Origin of the sequence: Chitinibacter sp. SCUT-21 (assembly GCA_041874755.1) — a bacterium.
Lineage (GTDB): Bacteria > Pseudomonadota > Gammaproteobacteria > Burkholderiales > Chitinibacteraceae > Chitinibacter.
The window spans coordinates 966,726-985,200 of sequence record CP102611.1; the positions used below are offsets into that span (position 1 = coordinate 966,726).

The window sequence follows — 18,475 nt, forward strand, 5'->3', positions numbered from 1 at the left end:
TCATTCTTCTATTCAATCGCCAGTCGCAGCGCTTTGGCCGCCAACCACGGCGCGAAAAACATCGTCGCGCACGCCAAGGCGGCGAGTAGCGATAATTCCGCCATCCCCGTTTGCCCCGCCGCCACCGCACCGACTGCGCCGCTACCAAAAATCAACACCGGCGCCAGCAACGGCAGCACCAGCAAGGCCAGCAACACTTCGCCTTGGCGCAAACCCAAAGTGAGCGCTGTGCCTACACCGCCCAGCGTGGTAATAATCGGCGTGCCGACCAGCAAACTCGCCAGCAGCATTAACCATTGCTCGCTCGGCAAACCATATTGGATTCCCAGCAATGGCGCGGCGAGCGCCAGTGGAATACTGGTCGCAAGCCAATGCGCGGCCATTTTGCCCGCAACCATAATACTGACCGGAAATGGCGCGAGCATTAATTGCTCCAGCGAGCCATCGAGCCAATCGCTATGAAATAAACGCGGCAAAGCCAATAAATTGGCCAATAGCGCCGCCACCCACAACACGCCAGGGCCGATGCGCAAGAGCCAAGCCGGCTCGGGTCCAACAGCGAGTGGGAACAAGGTCGCAACCAACACAAAGAACATCAGCCCGACCAATACGTCGCCGCGCTGACGCCACGACAGCAATAAATCGCGCCCAATGATGCTAAAGAAAAAGCCGAACGCACTCATCGCTGCGCTCCGCTGGCGCTGAGCTGCAAAATACTTGGGCTAGGTATTTCATTGGGCAAAGCTTGATGAGAGGTTAGCAGGGCAATACCCCCTTGCTGTAAATGCGCGGTAATCCAATTGCCTAACTCGCCCTGCCCTGCTGCATCAAGCGCGACAAAGGGCTCGTCCATCACCCAGATCGGCCGTGGCATGGCGACAAAACGCGCCAAGGTGGCGCGGCGCTTTTGGCCTTGCGACAAATGCCGTACCGCTAAATCCACGCAGCGGCTTAAACCGACTTTGACCAAAGCTCGCAAGGCCTGCGCTTCATCAAGCGCTACGCCATTTAAGCGCGCGTGTAGACGTAGATTTTCCAGTGGGCTAAGTGTGTCTTTGAGCGCATCGCGGTGGCCCAAATAATGAAATTGCGCGCCGTACTCGTCACCCCAAGCGGTGATGCTGCGCTGCTGCCAATGCACAGACCCTTGCTGCAGCGGCGAAAGCGCCGCCAGTATTTTCAGCAAGGTCGTTTTCCCCACGCCATTGGGGCCTTGCAAATGCAGACATTGACCCGCCTGCAGCGTGAAGGACACATTGGAAAATAAAGGTTTGCCACCTCGGCTGGCGCCGAGATCTTGCAATTGCAGCATTGGAATCCTAGTCAACTAAACACTGCAGGAGTTTACCCTGCCCTTGCGCGCTATTTTTGGGGATTAACGACTACCCCCAAGGGAGTACCACGCTATCACGCCCTGTCAGTAAGGAGCTCTCATTTTCGCGCTAAAACTACTGGGTTGGATTGTGACATGTCTTTCAAAGAAGCCGCAATTTTCTTTGATTAATTCAGGCCGTCTACTTACACTAAAATATCAAATTGCGCAGAGAAGACCGTGACTGAAAACTTGCATAGTGACCATTTGGCTCAGCTTCGCCGTCTAGTTTGCCTACTCTACCCCGACAAAGATCAAGCGGCTGAGTTAGCGACAGTAGGCAGTATTGCTAGCTTCTGGCGTAGCTTGGCACACGCCACGGAAAACGATCTCGTCAGTCTGCATTCCGCTGTCGCTAAACATCTGGGAATGGAATGCGTGACGGCGCTTGAACCTGAACCGGATGTACTCGTCACCATCCCATCTAGCAAAGCCAGAGAAAGCCAAATTTTGCCGCTCTACCGTGAGGAAGACCAGCTGGTTGTTGCTGTCGCCAATCCTTGCGATGAGGATGTGATTGATTTTTTACGATTTGGCGTCGAAGGTCGCGTCAAAATGGTCATGGCGCTCCCAGAAGACCTTGAAAGCGCGATTCAGTTTGCCTATGCCCGAAGCACAATTGAAGGCGGAAATTATTTTACTGGCTCGCTGGTGATTACCAGTGAGGTCATGGATTTCACCAGCGACCAATCGTTAGTCAAATTGGCTAAAGAGTTGATTCGCGAAACGATCCGCCTGAAAGCATCGGATCTACACATCCAGCCTTTTTTGGGCGGAGGCGCAATTCGTGTGCGAGTCGATGGCGTGATGCACCGTATCGCCTTATTACCGGCAGAGGTTTATGAACCCTTATGCCGCTATTTTAAAGCATTGGCCAGCATGGATCCGACCAATGAGCGCATTCCGCAAGATGGCCGAATTGCACTACAGCATAATCAGCTCGAGTTTGATTTACGAGTTTCCTCCCTGCCGGCACGAGACGGCGAGCGCATTGTTGTGCGCTTTCTTGAGCAAAATAAAAGTATTCAATTAAGTAGTTGTGGCTTTGCCATCGCTGAAATGCAGAGTATTCGCAAAATGGCCAATCAGCGTTCCGGGCTCATTTTGATTACGGGACCAACTGGATCGGGCAAGACCTCAACCCTGGCGGCTTTACTACGTGAACTCAACACAGTTCAGCGAACCATTATTACGGTGGAAAATCCGGTGGAGTATGTTATTCCGGGCATTTCGCAAGTCGACGTCAATGACAAGGCGGGCCTCACTTTTGCCAGCGCGCTGCGCAGCGCTTTAAGGCAAGACCCAGATGTTTTGCTGATCGGCGAAATTCGGGACGAAGAAACTGCGGCAATCGCTTTGCAAGCCTCAATGACGGGGCATTTAGTATTTTCAACTTTGCATACCAATGATGCTTGGTCGGCGATCGATCGATTGGTTGACTTGGGCTGCAAGCCTGCTTTGCTCGCCGAAGCACTCAGTGGCATTGTGGCGCAACGCTTGACCCGTCGCTTATGTAAACACTGTCAAAAACCGGTACAAGCGCCCCTCAGTGTAGAAGAACAAGAATTTGAACGCATCACGGGCATCACGCCTCCATTTCGCCCCGTGGGCTGCCCTGAGTGTAATTTCAGCGGTTATCGCGGCAGATTTCCAATCAGCGAAATTATTGAGATCACAGGGAAGATTCGTCAGCAAATTGCCCGTGGGGGCACCGAATTAACCCAACGGCCCGAAATTAGTTTGTCATCACTCAATTCAATGTCCACCTCAGCCATGAATCATATCGCCACAGGGCACACAACCGTTGATGAGGCCATTTCGGTACTTGGGCAGCATTTTTGGTTAGATCTCGCACAGTTACACAGCGCCCCTCCACCGGATGTGATTTACACAGATTTATCATCGGGAAAAACTATGGCTGCAGGTGTACTAGTGATTAGCCGCACACCGTCAACCGAACTTAGTTCACAACTTGAAAATGCCGGATTTAGCGTGTTTTGTGCACCGACTGCACGTGATGCCTGCCAATTACTGAAAAGCAATAACAGTATTGTGATGTTATTGGGAGATATTGGTGATGACACTCCTGAAGAGAGTTTGATTTTAATCATGCAAGATGCTCTGCGTCATTTAGCCTGGAGTAGGCTGCCCGCCATCACCCTACTCCCTCCTGCTTTAGAGCATTGCACCGAATCTTGGCGAGCCAATGGCATTCATATTCCATACCTAAGCAAACCAATTGTGATTGGTGAGTTAGAGCACCGCATCCGCAAGGCATTAGGTAACTTTAATGGGATAGGCACATAATTTTAGGAATAAAAATGTCAAAACAAGCCCCCGCACAAAATATCAGCGGTTTGATTCGAGCTGTTGAAATTGAAGAACACACCAAAAAGAGGAAACGAGAAAAACTGCTTGCTTTGAGTGAAACAAAAAAAAGAAAAATACTTCCGATTATCAGTGTTTTAAGTTGGATTTGTGCACTTGGTTTATGGGGCTATTATTTAAGTCACCAACCAAATATCCATCAGGAACATAAAGATCTAGCACAAGCAATCGAAATGGCAAAAAGCGATATTGATGCTCATCGGGAAATTGATGGAAGGCTTCCCTCTCAGCTAAGCAATCCAGCACTTGCAGCGATTGTTCAGTATCAAATTGAAGTTAATCAGCATAACACCCAATCCTATCGATTAATTGCAAGGGCTGGACAGTCGTTTATTGAATGGGAAAGTGCTAGATCACAACAAGAGGCCACACGATGAATAGCCAATATGCTTCACATCAGCATGGATTTACGCTCATCGAAACAATGACCGTTGTCGCAATTGTGGGGATTTTAGCGGCAATTGCACTGCCGGCTTATGACTATTACGTTTATAAAGCACGAGCTGCGGAGCTTATCGTTCAATACGATCGATTAAGAACAGCCACCGCCATTGTGGAAGTCGACGAAACCAATATTCCGAACTGCCAAGCATTTTTAGAACAGGCTAACGCGGTCAATATTACTGACCCCTATGTAACACTCACGGTTGGGTTTACCCCATTAGAGGGTAAACCTAATGATTTTCGCCCAGTAATGAATGTCTGCGCCAGTGCGAGCAAACAATACAGCATGGGCACAGCACAAGCTGCGCTCAGATACTTTCAACGCCTTGGTAAAGTTGAGCCAAATCTGGTAGGACTTTCGAGCATCATGAGTTACTCGGTAGCACTCAGCGAGCAAGATACCATTGTCTGCCGGGGTGTAGCCCCACAAACTCATGCTGGTTGCGCAGGCGTACCAGAACCTTTGCCTCCCCAATCTCCCAGCCAGGCGACAACGAGTACTTCAACGCAAGCAACGCCGGCCCCGACTGTTGTGCTTCAGTCATCACCCAAGCCAACAACACAGGCGAGCCCATTAAGCACACCCACTTCGAATCCAAACCCAACTTCACGTTCAATCAGCCCCTCAACAGCAGCTCCATTACAGAACAATCATAATTGCCCTGCTGGGCAGTGGTATAACCCGCACAGTCATAAATGTCAGCACGCTCCAGCAGGCGTGGCCAACGGCCATTAGGATAAATCACAAGCAATTACTTCAAGTAAATATTGAACTGCTCTTTACTCTCACCCAGTCGTTGAACCTGCGCCAATAAGGTCCAACGCACTGGAGGCGTCACGTCAGCAGGGCGAATGGCCATTGAACAAGAGTTTACGTCCTGAGTGCTGATGCTATATGTTCCAAAATAGGCCAATGCCCCTAATGGGGCGCTTGGAATTTGCGTGGCATCTAAGCAATGTGGCTGAAATTTGACATTGAGCGCTTGTACGGCATCAGCAACTGGGCGATAGGATTTACCAGCATCGATCCAGTTTTGAAATAGGCCAATGAATAAGCACAAGATCAAACTGATACCGCAGGTCCAATTCGTTAGGGCTTTACGACCCAAAGCACGGCGACGCAATAAAACACTGCCCCAGAGCACTGTGGCCGCCAAGGCAAATAGTAAACCCACCGGAGCAATCTGCATTGGCGCCGTACTGTAGCGATGCAACCGTGCCAACAGATCAGCGGGCTGGCCAATTAGCAACACTAACCAACCACTCCATATGAGTATCGCAGCCAAACCAAAAGTTAGAATTGCAAATGAATTCAAGGCTGATGCCGCACCACGACGCAGATCATCTACTCCCGCGACGGCGATGACACTCATCACCAATAACAGCGGCAACACATTGGCCTCTGTTGGATGACCCGCGCAGATGACAAACAGTAGATGCGCGCCCGCTAGAGTGCATAATAAATGCCAGCGAGGATCGGCACGAAAACTATCTCGATTAATCCAGACCGACCAAACCGTCAACGGCAGAACAGGCCAAGTAAACCACGGTAAGGTTTGCGGTAGGAAGCTAAAATCACCGAAAGTTGCTACAGAACTTGCACCACCGTAAGCCCCCCAAGCAAAATTACGCCACCAAGTATGAAATAAGACGGATGACTCGGTATGCAGCGCATAGCCCCACAGCGCTGCCAAAGGCAGCGAAATAATCAATGCTGTCGTTAATGTGATGCCATATGCGCTCTTGCGCCAAGCTTTATAGAACATCAGGCTGACTGAGGCGAGCAACGCCAATAATGCATCTGCCCAGGTAGCGCCTAGCAATAAAATCAAATATGCCAGACCGAGAATCAGACCTGCCCGAAGAGGGAGGCGTCGTGACAAAGCCAGTGCATACACCATCCATGCGCTAGCGGTTAAAGTTAAAATTGCCGGCGAAATATGATGCCCCCAGACGATTAAGCCCAAGGCCCCCAGCAAAATCACCACCGCCAATCGACCGTAGCGATGGCCAAATAGCTCGCGCCCTGCCAGCCCTACTCCCCACAGCGCAGCACCCACCCATAAACCAGTACTTAATCGGGCGGCATCATGCACCGCGACACCAAACCAAGTCAGTGCATTGGCAAATACTGCTGCCACCCAAAAATACAAAGGCGCGGTATCAAAATAGGGACGATCTGCTAAATGTGGCAGAACCCAATGATTGGAGCGCAAAATATCAACAATTAGCGCAGCAGCTTCGTTTTCTTCGGGCTTCCAAGGATCATGCCCCATCAAGCCAGGTAAAACCCAAAACAGGCATAACAAAACCAATAGCCAAGGTTTGTCTTGCTCCTTGCTGGAGGCGATTGGTCTTTCAGATTGCGGGGTGTATGTGAGCATTGTCGGGTTTCAAGTTTTTTCAAGTTTCTTTCGGCAGTACACCATTTAAAACTGTGTAGTTTGCAGAAAATTTTGAGCATTACTTTTGATTGTGGCACGAGACAATAAAAAAGGCAGCCTATAGCTGCCTTTTCTTGATTTGCTCTGAGTATTAGCGAGCAAATTTTGCAAATTTGTTATTGAATTTCTCAATACGACCTGCAGTATCAACGATTTTTTGTTTGCCTGTGTAGAATGGGTGGCATTCTGAGCAAACCTCTACGTGCAGGGCTTTGCCCAAAGTAGATGCAGTTTTGAAAGAGCTACCGCATGAACAAGTCACGTCGATTTCTACATAATTTGGGTGAGTATTTGGTTTCATAATTTTTCCTAAGTAGTCGGGCGCCGGGGTTTTGCCGACGCTGCAAAACGAGCATTATGTCGCAGCTCGCTTAAATTCGCAAGCTTAGCGGCGCATTGAATCAAAAAAGTCGAGATTAGACTTGGTTGATTTAAGCTTATCCATCAAAAATTCCATCGCGTCCAAATCGTCCATTGGGTAGAGCAATTTGCGTAGCACCCAAATCCGTTGCAGCTGATCAGCTTTGATCAACAACTCTTCACGACGCGTACTTGATTTGTTGATATTGATCGCTGGGAAAATACGCTTTTCGGCCATGCGGCGATCAAGTTGAATTTCGTTATTGCCCGTGCCTTTGAATTCTTCGTAGATCACGTCATCCATACGGCTACCGGTTTCAACCAGCGCAGTGGCGATAATCGTTAGGCTACCACCCTCTTCGATATTACGCGCCGCACCAAAGAAGCGTTTTGGCCGTTGCAATGCATTGGCATCGACACCACCAGTCAACACTTTGCCAGAAGCAGGAATTACGGTGTTATACGCACGCGCCAGACGCGTAATCGAGTCAAGCAAGATCACCACGTCTTTTTTATGCTCAACCAAGCGCTTGGCTTTTTCTATGACCATTTCTGCCACTTGAACGTGACGCGTTGCTGGCTCGTCAAACGTTGAGCTAACCACTTCACCTTTGACCGAGCGTTGCATCTCGGTAACCTCTTCTGGGCGCTCATCGATCAGCAATACAATCAGCGTAACTTCAGGATGGTTAGCCGTAATTGCATGCGCGATGTGCTGCAACATCACTGTTTTACCCGATTTTGGCGGCGCCACCAGCAAGGCACGCTGCCCCTTACCAATCGGCGCCATTAAATCAATCACGCGACCAGTAATGTTTTCTTCTGCTTTGATATCACGCTCTAAATTAAGGCGTTCGGTCGGAAACAGTGGTGTTAAATTCTCAAACAGTATTTTATTTTTAGCCGCTTCCGGCGCTTCACCATTCACCTTATCGACTTTCACCAGTGCAAAATAACGCTCCCCGTCTTTCGGGATACGAATTTCACCTTCAATAGTGTCACCGGTATGCAAGTTAAAGCGGCGAATCTGGCTTGGGCTGATATAAATATCGTCAGGCCCAGCCAAATACGAGGTATCTGGGCTACGCAGAAAGCCAAAGCCATCAGGCAAGACTTCTAGAGTCCCCTCGCCAAAGATGCTTTCCCCTTTCTTTGCACGGTTTTTGAGCAAGGCAAAAATCACGTCTTGCTTGCGCATACGGCTGGCACCGTCAATCTCAGATGCAATCGCCATATCAACGAGCTGAGAAACGTGCAGATGTTTTAATTCGGACAAATGCATAATAATTTACGCTTAGTTTAGATAATTAAGTAAGGGGAAAAACAGCAAGAATAGAGCAAGGGATAAATAGCAGCGAGGCAAAAGCACCGCTGCTAAGTCATTAGTGATGCAGACTAAAACAAAAACAACATCAATGTCAAATATTACTATCCAAGAAGGCTGTCAATTGTGATTTTGACAATGCGCCAACTTTCGTTGACTTCACTTCGCCGTTCACGAACAACATCAGTGTTGGAATACCACGGATACCAAATTTCGGTGGCGTAGCTTGGTTTTCATCGATATTCAATTTAGCGACTTTCAGACGGCCAGCGTATTCAACCACCACTTCGTCCAAGATTGGCGCGATCATTTTGCAAGGGCCGCACCATTCAGCCCAGTAGTCCACCAACACAGGACCTGCCGCTTGCAACACTTCCGCGTCAAAACTTGCGTCTGTTACTTGGATAATATTTTCACTCATGTACTGATCTCCGAAAGTGGTTATATATGCGCCTAAGGTCAAATGCTAGGAGTAGCGCCGAAAGCTCAATCTTAGCAATAGATAGGGGCGAAAACTGCATTTTCAACAAAAAAATCGTGGCAAATTTTTTGCCGCAATTTACGTCAATTAAAAAGCAGCATCTACGGCCTGCTCGAGTCGATCAACCGCGACCACGGTCATTCCATCTATCGCCTGCTTAGGTTTATTGGCTTTTGGAACTATCGCATGCGTAAAGCCAAGCTTGGACGCCTCACGCAAACGCTCTTGTCCGCGCTGAACTGGGCGCACCTCCCCAGCCAAACCAACTTCACCAAACACCACCATTTTATTGGGCAGCGGTTTATTTTTAAGCGACGACACAATTGCGATCAACATCGCCAAATCGGCGGCGGGCTCGATAATCTTAACGCCGCCCACTGCATTGATAAATACATCCTGATCAAACGCAGCAATACCAGCATGGCGATGCAATACCGCCAATAACAGCGCCAAACGATTTTGCTCCACCCCAACCGCCAGGCGCTTTACTTGCGCGGCATGTGCATCGTCCACCAGCGCCTGCACTTCAACTAACATCGGGCGCGAGCCCTCTTGTGTCACCATTACACAAGAGCCAGGCACGGGCTGATCGTGCTGGCTTAAAAACAGTGCCGACGGGTTAGCGACTTCACGCAAACCTTTGTCGGTCATCGCGAAAACACCGAGTTCATTCACCGCACCAAAGCGGTTTTTGATCGCGCGAATCAGGCGAAAACTCGAATGCGTATCGCCTTCAAAATACAGCACCGCATCAACAATATGCTCAAGCACGCGCGGCCCTGCTAAAGCGCCTTCTTTGGTCACATGGCCAACCAGCAAAATCGACGTGCCGTGGCGTTTGGCAAAGCGCGTTAATTGCGCCGAACACTCGCGAACTTGTGCAACGCTACCGGGTGCACTGGTTAAGGCCTCGGTATAAATGGTTTGAATCGAGTCAATCACCACAACTTTTGGCGCTTCACGCTCGAGCGCTAGTAGGATCTTTTCTAGACTAATTTCAGGATACAAACGCACTTTGGCCGCAGGCACACCAAGGCGGCGCGCGCGCAGTGCAATTTGCTGTGCCGATTCTTCACCGCTGACGTACAGCACCGGCAAAGACTCCGCCAAGCGCGCCAAGGCTTGCAGTAGCAAAGTTGATTTACCAATCCCAGGATCTCCACCGATTAACACCACACCGCCTGGCACTAAGCCACCACCTAATACGCGGTCCAGTTCAGCCAAATGCGTCGGTGTACGCGGCAACTCTTCGGCTTCAACGTCGGATAAATTTTTGATTGCGCCATCGGCGGCCAAGCTTTGGAAGCGCCCAGTTGTCACCGCAGGCTGCACCACTTGTTCTTCTAAGCTATTCCATTCGCCACATTGCGGGCATTGCCCCTGCCATTTGGGAGAAAGCCCCCCACACAGGCGGCAGACAAATTGATTCTTTACTTTACTCATCGCAATCCAATAAAAACGGCCCGCCAAGCGAGCCGTTGATCTCTATCTATTGAGTGAAGACTAAATATACTTGAATAAGCTTAAATCTTGAACCTGAGCAAAAGATTTACGCGCAGCATCGAGCACCATTTGGTTTTGCGCAAAATCGCTAATTGCTGCGGCGTAATCCAAGTCCTGCAGCCCTGACAAGGTCTTAGCGTACTGCAACTTCAAATCTTCAGTGGTATCTTTCACTGAGTCTGTTTCATTTATGCGCGCCCCCAAAAAAGCCCTTACAGTGACAACATTGCTTAGAGAGTTTGAGAGATCAGACAAAGCTGTGTTTAACTGGTTTTGAAAAGCTGCTTGACCATTACCAGTAGAATCTGTTTTATACGCATTTAAAGCTGACGATAATTTACCGATTGTTGTGAATAAATCCACGCTTGTACTTGCCTTTACCGAAAATTCATCAGCCGCCCCTTCTGTCTGACTTGCGGGCAAAGGCGCTGGAATTGGAGTCTTAGTAACGGGGTCAACTCCAACAGGCATACCTTTAATACTCATTTTCGCCCCAAAGTCCCACCCCGCAACAGGTAAAACATCAGGCAAAACAGGAGCCGGATCTGTAGCTTGTGCCTTCAATTCAATATCCCCACCAGGAACATAGGCTCGTAGAGTCGTGATTGAATTAGGGCTAGATGTTGTTCGAGTTATCGCATTAGGCATACCGTCAATCATTGAGGTGCCATACTGTGGATCAGCTAACCCCGTCGCAGGATCGTTTTGTCGATTGTAAATAATGTCATATGTTACTGTGGGTTGATCCGGTTTTTGAGGATTAGCCACCCAATGAAATTTGATCTTAAAATCCTGCGGATTAGATGCAGACGACCATTTTGTTGGGTCAACCACCTCACCGGGACTAATAATTCCTGAGCCCGTATTATTTGGAGAATAGGCAGTTACAAACGAACCATTCCCATTTTTGATCCGCTGAAATACATCTGCTCCAGACTCCGAAATCGGCACCTGACGGCCATCAGAAATTTGCACCAAGCGCTGTCCATCATCACCAAAATAATTGACGTCACCAAAGGCTGCCTCTGTAAAAGGCTTTGTATCTCCTTTAAACCCAGAAAACAGATAGTTACCCTGACCATCCGTAGTATTAGCTAACGCCAATAGTTCCTGATAACGCCCCTGTAACTCAGCATCCTTCATTTTTTTCTCGTTGGCAGTTAGTGCGGGATTTCCCGCACTAACTGCCAACTCTTGAACATTGTGAATTAAAGAAACCACTTGCCCCAAAGTGCTCTCGCTCAGGCGCATAAATGAATCAGCTGCAGCACTATTGGTGGCATACTGCTCATTGATCGATTTAGCTTGGGTAATATCCAAAATCCGCGCCGATGCAATCGGATCATCGGCAGGAGTTAGAATTTTACGCATCGACGACAGCTGAGCCTGCAACTTAGCTTGGTCAGATATATGGCTTTGCAGGCTTTGCGCACCAATATTAAAAATAGTCGTGGTAGCAAGACGCATGGCAAAAACTCCTTAAAACCTAGCGGCCAATATTCATGATTTCTTGAAACGCACTTTGCGCAATCTGAATCACTTTACTGGCAGCTTGATATGCTTGTTGATAGCGCAATAAATTGGCGGCTTCTTCATCCAAATTCACACCCGACACCGAATCACGGCTATTTTCGGCATTGCTGAGTAATTTAGCTTGCGCCTTACCCATAATCGTCGCTTCATTGGTTTGCGTACCAATCGTACTCACCATCCGACCATACGACTCTTGATAAGTCGCCGAGCCGTTTTCCAAAATTCGCGTGGTCTGCAATTTCCCTAAGGCCAAAGCATTGCGGTTATCGGCAACACCATTGGTATTAGCGCCCACTGCAATACTATCGCCAGCTGCTGGCGTACCGTCGAGCTTCATCGTCCAGCCATTCACGCTCAACGTCATCCCCGCAGTATAGGTTTGGGCTGCAGACGTCACCCCAGTCACCGTATCGGTGTAGGTAAAACTATTCGCACTGGTAAAATTGATATTAACGGGGTTTTTTACTGCGGGGTTGATCGCACTATCGGTCGAGCTGATTGAAGGCGTATCCACCGTATGCTGAATGACCTTTACCGAGCCGGTATTGGTTTTACCCAAAGTCGCTAACATCGGCGCCGCTGCAGCAATCTCACGCGGATCTGTGGTGCGTACTGCCATACTATTGATCATGCCATCCAAAGGTTTGATGACAAAGCGATCATTGGCATTCATTACGCCCGAGTCGATCCTCAAGGTCATGCCGTCTTGACTAATCCCTTGCGCCATTTGAGCGGCGGAATAAGTAGTCCGCGTGCCATCGCTTTGTTTGTACATGGTGTAGTTTGTACCATCAAAGCTCAGCTCATAGTTACTCGCTGCCAGCTTACCCACATCAGAGATGTAACCGCCCAACTGTGCATTACCGGTATTATTGGTATTGAAATTGATTTGCCCAATGGCAGGTGGGAACGAGAAGCCATTTTGAGCAGGCAAAGTCAAACCCGCTGGCGCAGCTGAAAGCGTTAAACCGGTAACTGGGTCGGTTGCCCCCAAAGCCAAAACGCCGCTGGTGGCATTGTCAGACAGGCGTTTAATCACGTAGCCACCACCGCTGGCGGTGATCGAAAAATCACTGCTTTCGTTGGTGCCATTGGGTGAGCTAACGCGAATATTCGTGCCACCCACATTAAAATCAACGACGTTGCTGCGCTTAATATCAAACAGGTTTTTGCCCAAATTGCCGTTTAGATCCTGCCCCACTTTGTGTTGCTGGTTAAAGGTATCAACAAAACCCAAAGCAGTGCGTTCAAGGCTGTTTTGCGCCAAATCGAGCGATTGATTGCGATAGTCAAGCAAGCCACCGAGCTGACCACCCGAGAGTTGATTTTCTGGCAAGAAGATCGTTTGGTTGTTTTGCTGATAGCCCACGGTAATCCGCGTTGGATCAGCCGGATTGGGCTCAGCCGTTAATCTATTCACTACGCCACCGACAACCAAGCCTTGGCCGTTGCCGATAAACACATTGATGCTGCCATCATCGAGCGTCAAAGTATTGGCTTTGACCAATTTGTTCAGATCTTTCACCAGCAAATCGCGCTGATCTAGCAAATCATTGGGCGGCTGACCGGAAGACTGCGCAATCACAATTTTATTATTCAGCTCGGCGATTTGCTCAGAGTAGCTATTGATATTGCCAATCGTGTTACTGATTTCGCCATTAAGCGCATTGCGCTGCTCATCCAGACGCTGCGAAAAAACCTGAAAACGATTGACTAAGGTTTGTGCACTAGCCAGCATTGCTTGACGCGATGGTGGGCTGGCTGGGTTGGTTGCCACGTTTTGCACATTGCTAAAGAAATCTTGCAGTGCGGGTGAGACGCCGGCATTGGGGTCGGCAACGATATTATTAATTTCCGCCAAGTGCGCCAAACGTGTACTTTGGTAGCTAGATTGAGTTTGCGCAACCTCAACCGCTTTAGTTAAAAAGCGATCATACATCCGCGTAATCGAATCGACTTGCACGCCCAAACCATTAAAACCACTGCCGGATAGCAAAGGATATGGTGCGCTTTGCGCTAAGCGCTGGCGAGAAAAACCATCGGTATTGACGTTGGCAATATTGTGCCCTGTCGTTGTCAAACCAAGATTCGCTGCATTCAGGCCTGAAACGCCGATACCGAAAACTGAAGATGCCATGATGTAAACCCCTTAAACCTATATCGGCTCGTTTGCCGTCAACCTTAGGCAAGATCGCCATTTATGCCGAGTTGATCAGCCAGTCGAGTTGCAACCCGTGTTAATTTTTGTGCGTACAGTGGATCCGTGGCATAGCCACCCGCGACTAAGGCTTTGGCAAAACCGACTGCATCGCTGCCTTGCGCTACCGCATCGCCATAGCGACGTTTAATCAAACTGGCATAGTCCGCCATTGATTCGGCGTAGGAATCGTAGGCTCGAAATTTCTCAATGCGTTTTTGTGCGATGCCATCGACGTATTCAGTAGTGAGCACATCCACCGTTTTGCCTTGCCAGCCTGCGCCCGCTTTAATGCCAAACAAGTTATGCGATTCGCTGCCATCTGCAGCCTTAATGCTTTTTTTGCCCCACCCGGTTTCAAGCGCAGCATGCGCAAGCAGCAAATGCGGCGATAAGCCAAGGCTCGCCGCAGTGGATTTCGCTGCACTGCCTAATTTGCGAACAAATTCAGGCATCGCATTTTGGTTGGCGCCAGACTGATTAAACGCGGCAACGGGCGAAGCACCTGCGGCAGGTTTTGCCGCCACAGCGGCAGCGTTGTACGAGGCTATATTGCGCGCAGTCAGCCGAGCATCACTCAACAAAGATGAAGGCGACTGCTGAAGTAGACTTGGATTTTCTTGAATATTGAGTTGGCGTACGATCATTTTGGCAAAACCAATGCCGCCGCTTTGCGCCCAGTTTTGCGCCAGTTGCTGATCACGCATGCCTTTAAACGTTTGGCTGGCTGCGCTTTGATCGAATTCATCTTGTGGTGCGGCTTTACGCATGGCGCTGAGCATTTGTTGCAACAATAAAGCTTCAAATTGCTGCGCCACGCCTTGAGTTGCCGCGCTTTTATTGCTCGACATACTGGCACGCAGGCGATCTAAGCTACGCGGATCGGCGCTGATTCCCTGCGATTCAATCGTGCTACGTGGCAACATGGCTTAACTCCAAACGAATTCAAACCATTACAAGCAAAGAGCGTGCCCAAAAAGCAAAAAAGCGCACCACAAAGGGCGCGCTCCAATTAATACGAGGGTATATTCATCTAAATAAAATCTAAATTAACCTGCATTCATATACCCATCAGATTACTTCTAATTCAGCCTTCAGAGCCCCTGCGATTTTCATTGCCTGCAAAATCGCCAGCAAGTCTTGCGGCGTAGCACCCACAGCATTTAAGGCGCGAACCACCTGATTCAAGCTGGTCGCCTTCGGCAAGCGCACAACAGGGCCTTTACCCACGTCAATATCAATATCGGCATTTTGCACTTTAGCGGTTTTACCGTTGGCAAACGGCAAGGGCTGTTCCACTTTATTGTCGGCCAAAATGGTGACCGTTAAATTACCGTGAGCAATCGCACACGGATCGATGGTCACCGCTTGATTCATCACCACCGAACCGGTGCGCGCATTGATAATCACCTTGGGTGAGACTTCGCCCGGCGTTACATTCACGCCTTCCAATTTGGCCAGAAAAGCCACGCGCTGATTGGGATCGAGTGGTGCCCGCACCTGAATCACTCGGCCATCCAAGGCCGCAGCGACCGGGCCAATTTGACTATTAATCGCAGTTACGACGCGGCTAGCTGTGGAAAAATCAGTTTTCAGTAGTTCAAGCTGAACAAACTCACCGTTACCCAGCGCGGTGGGCACTGCGCGCTCTACCGTCGCCCCAGCGGGAATTCGGCCTGTGGCCAACTGATTGATTTGCGTGCTTGAACCACCGGCAGAAGCGCCAGCACCAGCAACCACCAAATTGCCCTGCGCCATCGCGTAGATTTGCCCGTCCGCGCCCTTCAACGGCGCCATCAGCAAAGTGCCGCCGCGCAGACTCTTGGCATTACCAATTGACGAGACGACGATATCCAGTGGCTGGCCAGGCCGCGCAAATGGCGGCAGAGTCGCCGTTACCGTCACTGCGGCGACGTTTTTTAATTGCAAATTACCGCCCGATGGCACTTGCACCCCAAGATTGGTCAGCATATTGACGACCGATTGCACGGTAAAAGGCGTTTGTGTCGTCTGGTCACCGCTGCCATCGAGGCCGACAACCAAACCATAGCCGACCAACTGATTATTACGAACGCCAGAAAAGCTGGCCAAGTCTTTTAGCCGCTCGGCATACACAGGCAGCGTATAGACACACAGGGCAATAGCTAAAATTAGTTTACGCATATACCCACCTTAGAATGGCCAAACCGACAAGAAGAAACGCTGCATCCAGCCCATGGTATTAGCATCAGAAATCGCGCCCTGCCCCACTTGCTCAATACGCGCATCAGCCACGCGCGTCGATGAAATGGTATTGCCCGCTTTAATATCGTTCGGGTTCACGACACCAGTAAAGCGCAGCACATTGTTGGAGCCATTCACGACGACTTGTTTTTCGCCGCCGATCGACAAATTGCCATTCGCAAACACATCAACCACGGTCACCGCGATGCTACCGCGGAAGGTATTGGTGCTATTGGTTTCACCTTTACCAGCAAATGTATTGCCGCTAGAGACTTCTGCGGTGGCGTTAAACAATTTAGCCAGCGCCGATGGCATATATGGAATATCAGCCGAGCCACTAAGACTAATCCCGCCATCACGATTGGTGCTGCTATTGGCTTTGTTCACGGCACTGAGATTTTCTTCGATCGTCACGACCAAGATGTCACCAATTCGGCGCGCAACTGGCTCTTCAAACAGCATTTTGGCGGTACCGGCTTGAAAAATCGCACCATTATTATTGCCTGTTACCACCGTGGGTTGCGAGCGCGCTGAAGTAGGCTGCGTCACAATCGATTGCGGCGCAACGCAAGCCGTTAAACTTAAGGCCAACAGCACGACGCCAGCTTGCAGGATTTTCATCATCATCTTTTCGTTATTACATCTGCGACAGCTTGGCCAACATTTGATCGGTTGTCGTCACTGCTTTTGAATTCAATTCAAATGCCCGCTGAGCCTGAATCATATTAATCAACTCTTCGGTCGCGTTTACATTCGATGTTTCGGTATAACCTTGATTAATCGCTCCCAAACCATTCGTGCCTGGCGTACCCACTGTTGGGGCGCCACTGGCCGAGGTTTCGAGGTATAAATTCCCGCCAATCGACTCTAAACCTGGCGGGTTTATGAAAGTGGCGGTTTGGATATTACCGACTTGAATCGGCGCTGCCGCGTCATTATTCACAATCGCCGACACGGTACCGTCCTTGGCAAAGGTAATACTGGTCGTTCCCTGTGGCACTTGAATCGCCGGCGAAAGCTCGTAACCACTACTGGTTACAATCGTACCTTGGCTATTAACTTGAAACGCCCCATCGCGGGTATACGCAGTGGTGCCATTCGGTAGTGCGATCTGGAAAAAACCATCGCCATTGATCGCCAAATCGAGTGGGCCATCGGTTTTTTGCAGGTTACCGACCGAATGATTACGAACCGTCGCCACAATTTGCGTACCGGTACCCACATACAAACCGCTAGGTAACGAGGTTTGTTGGCTTGAGGCACCACCAGCTTGACGCAGATTTTGGTACATCAAATCTTCAAAAATGGCACGCTCACGCTTATAGCCATTGGTATTCACATTGGATAAATTATGCGAAACCACATCAATATTAAACTGCATGGCATCCATGCCGGTTTTTGCAGTCCAGAGCGAACGCATCATGATGCTAAATCCTTAAATTATTTTGGCTTAACCGTTCAGTGACAATAATGAACTAGCCGAACGAGAGTTCTGCTCGGCGGTAGTCAGTAACTTGACTTGCATATCAAAGTGGCGCTGCGTTGAAATCATATTCACTAGCTGCTCAACCGAATTGACATTACTACCTTCAATCCCGCCACTAGCTAAGCGCACTGCAGCATCTGCTTGGGCAACTTCACCACTACGTAAACGAAACAGGCCATCCAAGCCTTTTTCAAGCTGATCATCTGCTGGATTTACCAGCTTCAAGCGGCCGACTTCGACGGTTTGCGTTGGGTTGGCGATGTCAATTGCAGTGACCGTACCATCAGGCGCAATCGTTGCGCGATTGTTTTCTGGAATAGTGAGCGGGCCACTTTCGCCCTGCACAATCTCCCCAGAATGCGTCTTTAATAAGCCGGCAGCATCAATAGCAAAACTGCCATTGCGCGTATACGCTTCGCCCGACGGCGTTTGCACTGCCAACCAACCGTTACCACGAACCGCCACATCTAAATCACGCCCAGTTTGCTGAAATATGCCGGGGCTAAAATCGGCTGAAGCTGATTGCTGCACCACAAAAGCACGCGTTCCAATACCCGGACCACCTAAAGCCGCCACCGCGCGCGCATTGGCTAATTCAGCACGAAAGCCTGGCGTAGTAACATTGGCTAAATTATTGGCAATCGTCGCTTGGCGAGTTTCGCTATTTTTAGCTCCGGACATCGCCACATAAATCAGTCTATCCATAACTTAGCGAGCGCC

Annotated in this window: 16 protein-coding genes and 1 pseudogene; 3 read left to right on the forward strand and 14 right to left on the reverse strand. The window is 49.5% G+C overall.

What is annotated here, in order from left to right:
* Positions 1 to 8: 8 nt before the first annotated feature.
* Positions 9 to 683: a heme exporter protein CcmB gene (ccmB, locus tag NT239_04500; GenBank protein ID XGA72109.1), complete on the reverse strand. Its 675-nt coding sequence runs from the start codon at positions 681 to 683 to the stop codon at positions 9 to 11.
* Complete coding sequence (gene ccmA / locus NT239_04505; protein ID XGA72110.1) at positions 680 to 1,312, reverse strand: cytochrome c biogenesis heme-transporting ATPase CcmA; 633 nt, start codon at positions 1,310 to 1,312, stop codon at positions 680 to 682. The genes ccmB and ccmA overlap by 4 nt, the downstream gene beginning before the upstream one ends.
* A gap of 240 nt (positions 1,313 to 1,552) precedes the next feature.
* On the opposite strand from ccmA, the gene NT239_04510 reads away from it, so the two are divergent.
* The 3 genes and pseudogenes from NT239_04510 to NT239_04520 all read left to right on the forward strand — a co-directional run bounded on the left by NT239_04510 (position 1,553) and on the right by NT239_04520 (position 4,277).
* Positions 1,553 to 3,679, forward strand: a complete 2,127-nt coding sequence (locus NT239_04510) for a GspE/PulE family protein (GenBank protein ID XGA72111.1) — start codon at positions 1,553 to 1,555, stop codon at positions 3,677 to 3,679.
* 14 nt (positions 3,680 to 3,693) lie between these two features.
* Positions 3,694 to 4,137, forward strand: coding sequence for a hypothetical protein (locus tag NT239_04515; protein XGA72112.1), 444 nt, complete (start codon positions 3,694 to 3,696; stop codon positions 4,135 to 4,137).
* A pseudogene (locus NT239_04520) lies at positions 4,134 to 4,277 on the forward strand (prepilin-type N-terminal cleavage/methylation domain-containing protein). Before NT239_04515 ends, NT239_04520 begins: the two are co-directional and overlap by 4 nt.
* Positions 4,278 to 4,956: 679 nt before the next feature.
* Here the strand turns inward: NT239_04520 and NT239_04525 are convergent.
* The 12 genes from NT239_04525 to flgF all read right to left on the reverse strand — a co-directional run bounded on the left by NT239_04525 (position 4,957) and on the right by flgF (position 18,460).
* Entirely contained in the window at positions 4,957 to 6,588 is a 1,632-nt protein-coding gene (locus tag NT239_04525) for a hypothetical protein (protein ID XGA72113.1), read from the reverse strand.
* A gap of 151 nt (positions 6,589 to 6,739) precedes the next feature.
* Complete coding sequence (gene rpmE, locus NT239_04530) at positions 6,740 to 6,949, reverse strand: 50S ribosomal protein L31 (protein ID XGA72114.1); 210 nt, start codon at positions 6,947 to 6,949, stop codon at positions 6,740 to 6,742.
* An 84-nt stretch (positions 6,950 to 7,033) separates the two neighbouring features.
* Positions 7,034 to 8,290 carry a transcription termination factor Rho gene (rho, locus tag NT239_04535; GenBank protein XGA72115.1) on the reverse strand — a complete coding sequence of 419 codons (1,257 nt, stop codon included), beginning with the start codon at positions 8,288 to 8,290 and terminating at the stop codon, positions 7,034 to 7,036.
* 136 nt (positions 8,291 to 8,426) lie between these two features.
* A complete protein-coding gene (gene trxA / locus NT239_04540) occupies positions 8,427 to 8,753 on the reverse strand; it encodes a thioredoxin TrxA (GenBank protein XGA72116.1) in 327 nt (108 codons plus the stop codon).
* A gap of 147 nt (positions 8,754 to 8,900) precedes the next feature.
* The gene (gene radA, locus NT239_04545; GenBank protein ID XGA72117.1) at positions 8,901 to 10,256 is read right to left on the reverse strand and encodes a DNA repair protein RadA; all 1,356 of its coding nucleotides are present in this window, start codon (positions 10,254 to 10,256) and stop codon (positions 8,901 to 8,903) included.
* A 60-nt stretch (positions 10,257 to 10,316) separates the two neighbouring features.
* Positions 10,317 to 11,783, reverse strand: a complete 1,467-nt coding sequence (gene flgL, locus NT239_04550) for a flagellar hook-associated protein FlgL (GenBank protein ID XGA72118.1) — start codon at positions 11,781 to 11,783, stop codon at positions 10,317 to 10,319.
* A gap of 19 nt (positions 11,784 to 11,802) precedes the next feature.
* Positions 11,803 to 13,986, reverse strand: coding sequence for a flagellar hook-associated protein FlgK (gene flgK, locus NT239_04555; GenBank protein ID XGA72119.1), 2,184 nt, complete (start codon positions 13,984 to 13,986; stop codon positions 11,803 to 11,805).
* A 44-nt stretch (positions 13,987 to 14,030) separates the two neighbouring features.
* On the reverse strand, positions 14,031 to 14,972 hold the full coding sequence (flgJ, locus tag NT239_04560; protein ID XGA72120.1) for a flagellar assembly peptidoglycan hydrolase FlgJ: 942 nt from the start codon (positions 14,970 to 14,972) through the stop codon (positions 14,031 to 14,033).
* 145 nt (positions 14,973 to 15,117) lie between these two features.
* Positions 15,118 to 16,209, reverse strand: coding sequence for a flagellar basal body P-ring protein FlgI (locus tag NT239_04565; GenBank protein XGA72121.1), 1,092 nt, complete (start codon positions 16,207 to 16,209; stop codon positions 15,118 to 15,120).
* 9 nt (positions 16,210 to 16,218) lie between these two features.
* On the reverse strand, positions 16,219 to 16,896 hold the full coding sequence (locus NT239_04570; protein ID XGA72122.1) for a flagellar basal body L-ring protein FlgH: 678 nt from the start codon (positions 16,894 to 16,896) through the stop codon (positions 16,219 to 16,221).
* A gap of 10 nt (positions 16,897 to 16,906) precedes the next feature.
* Positions 16,907 to 17,692, reverse strand: coding sequence for a flagellar basal-body rod protein FlgG (flgG, locus tag NT239_04575; protein ID XGA72123.1), 786 nt, complete (start codon positions 17,690 to 17,692; stop codon positions 16,907 to 16,909).
* 27 nt (positions 17,693 to 17,719) lie between these two features.
* Positions 17,720 to 18,460: a flagellar basal-body rod protein FlgF gene (flgF, locus tag NT239_04580; protein XGA72124.1), complete on the reverse strand. Its 741-nt coding sequence runs from the start codon at positions 18,458 to 18,460 to the stop codon at positions 17,720 to 17,722.
* Between the last annotated feature and the right edge of the window lie 15 nt (positions 18,461 to 18,475).

What these genes read in the sequence shown, in the direction of transcription:
- rpmE (XGA72114.1), bottom strand. Translation starts at nt 6,949, where the DNA reads ATGAAACCAAATACTCACCCAAATTATGTAGAAATCGACGTGACTTGT.
- flgG (XGA72123.1), bottom strand. Translation starts at nt 17,692, where the DNA reads ATGATGCGTTCGCTCTGGACTGCAAAAACCGGCATGGATGCCATGCAG.
- trxA (XGA72116.1), bottom strand. Translation starts at nt 8,753, where the DNA reads ATGAGTGAAAATATTATCCAAGTAACAGACGCAAGTTTTGACGCGGAA.
- flgL (XGA72118.1), bottom strand. Translation starts at nt 11,783, where the DNA reads ATGCGTCTTGCTACCACGACTATTTTTAATATTGGTGCGCAAAGCCTG.
- radA (XGA72117.1), bottom strand. Translation starts at nt 10,256, where the DNA reads ATGAGTAAAGTAAAGAATCAATTTGTCTGCCGCCTGTGTGGGGGGCTT.
- rho (XGA72115.1), bottom strand. Translation starts at nt 8,290, where the DNA reads ATGCATTTGTCCGAATTAAAACATCTGCACGTTTCTCAGCTCGTTGAT.
- flgJ (XGA72120.1), bottom strand. Translation starts at nt 14,972, where the DNA reads ATGTTGCCACGTAGCACGATTGAATCGCAGGGAATCAGCGCCGATCCG.
- flgK (XGA72119.1), bottom strand. Translation starts at nt 13,986, where the DNA reads ATGGCATCTTCAGTTTTCGGTATCGGCGTTTCAGGCCTGAATGCAGCG.
- ccmA (XGA72110.1), bottom strand. Translation starts at nt 1,312, where the DNA reads ATGCTGCAATTGCAAGATCTCGGCGCCAGCCGAGGTGGCAAACCTTTA.
- NT239_04565 (XGA72121.1), bottom strand. Translation starts at nt 16,209, where the DNA reads ATGCGTAAACTAATTTTAGCTATTGCCCTGTGTGTCTATACGCTGCCT.
- NT239_04570 (XGA72122.1), bottom strand. Translation starts at nt 16,896, where the DNA reads ATGATGATGAAAATCCTGCAAGCTGGCGTCGTGCTGTTGGCCTTAAGT.
- NT239_04525 (XGA72113.1), bottom strand. Translation starts at nt 6,588, where the DNA reads ATGCTCACATACACCCCGCAATCTGAAAGACCAATCGCCTCCAGCAAG.
- NT239_04515 (XGA72112.1), top strand. Translation starts at nt 3,694, where the DNA reads ATGTCAAAACAAGCCCCCGCACAAAATATCAGCGGTTTGATTCGAGCT.
- flgF (XGA72124.1), bottom strand. Translation starts at nt 18,460, where the DNA reads ATGGATAGACTGATTTATGTGGCGATGTCCGGAGCTAAAAATAGCGAA.
- ccmB (XGA72109.1), bottom strand. Translation starts at nt 683, where the DNA reads ATGAGTGCGTTCGGCTTTTTCTTTAGCATCATTGGGCGCGATTTATTG.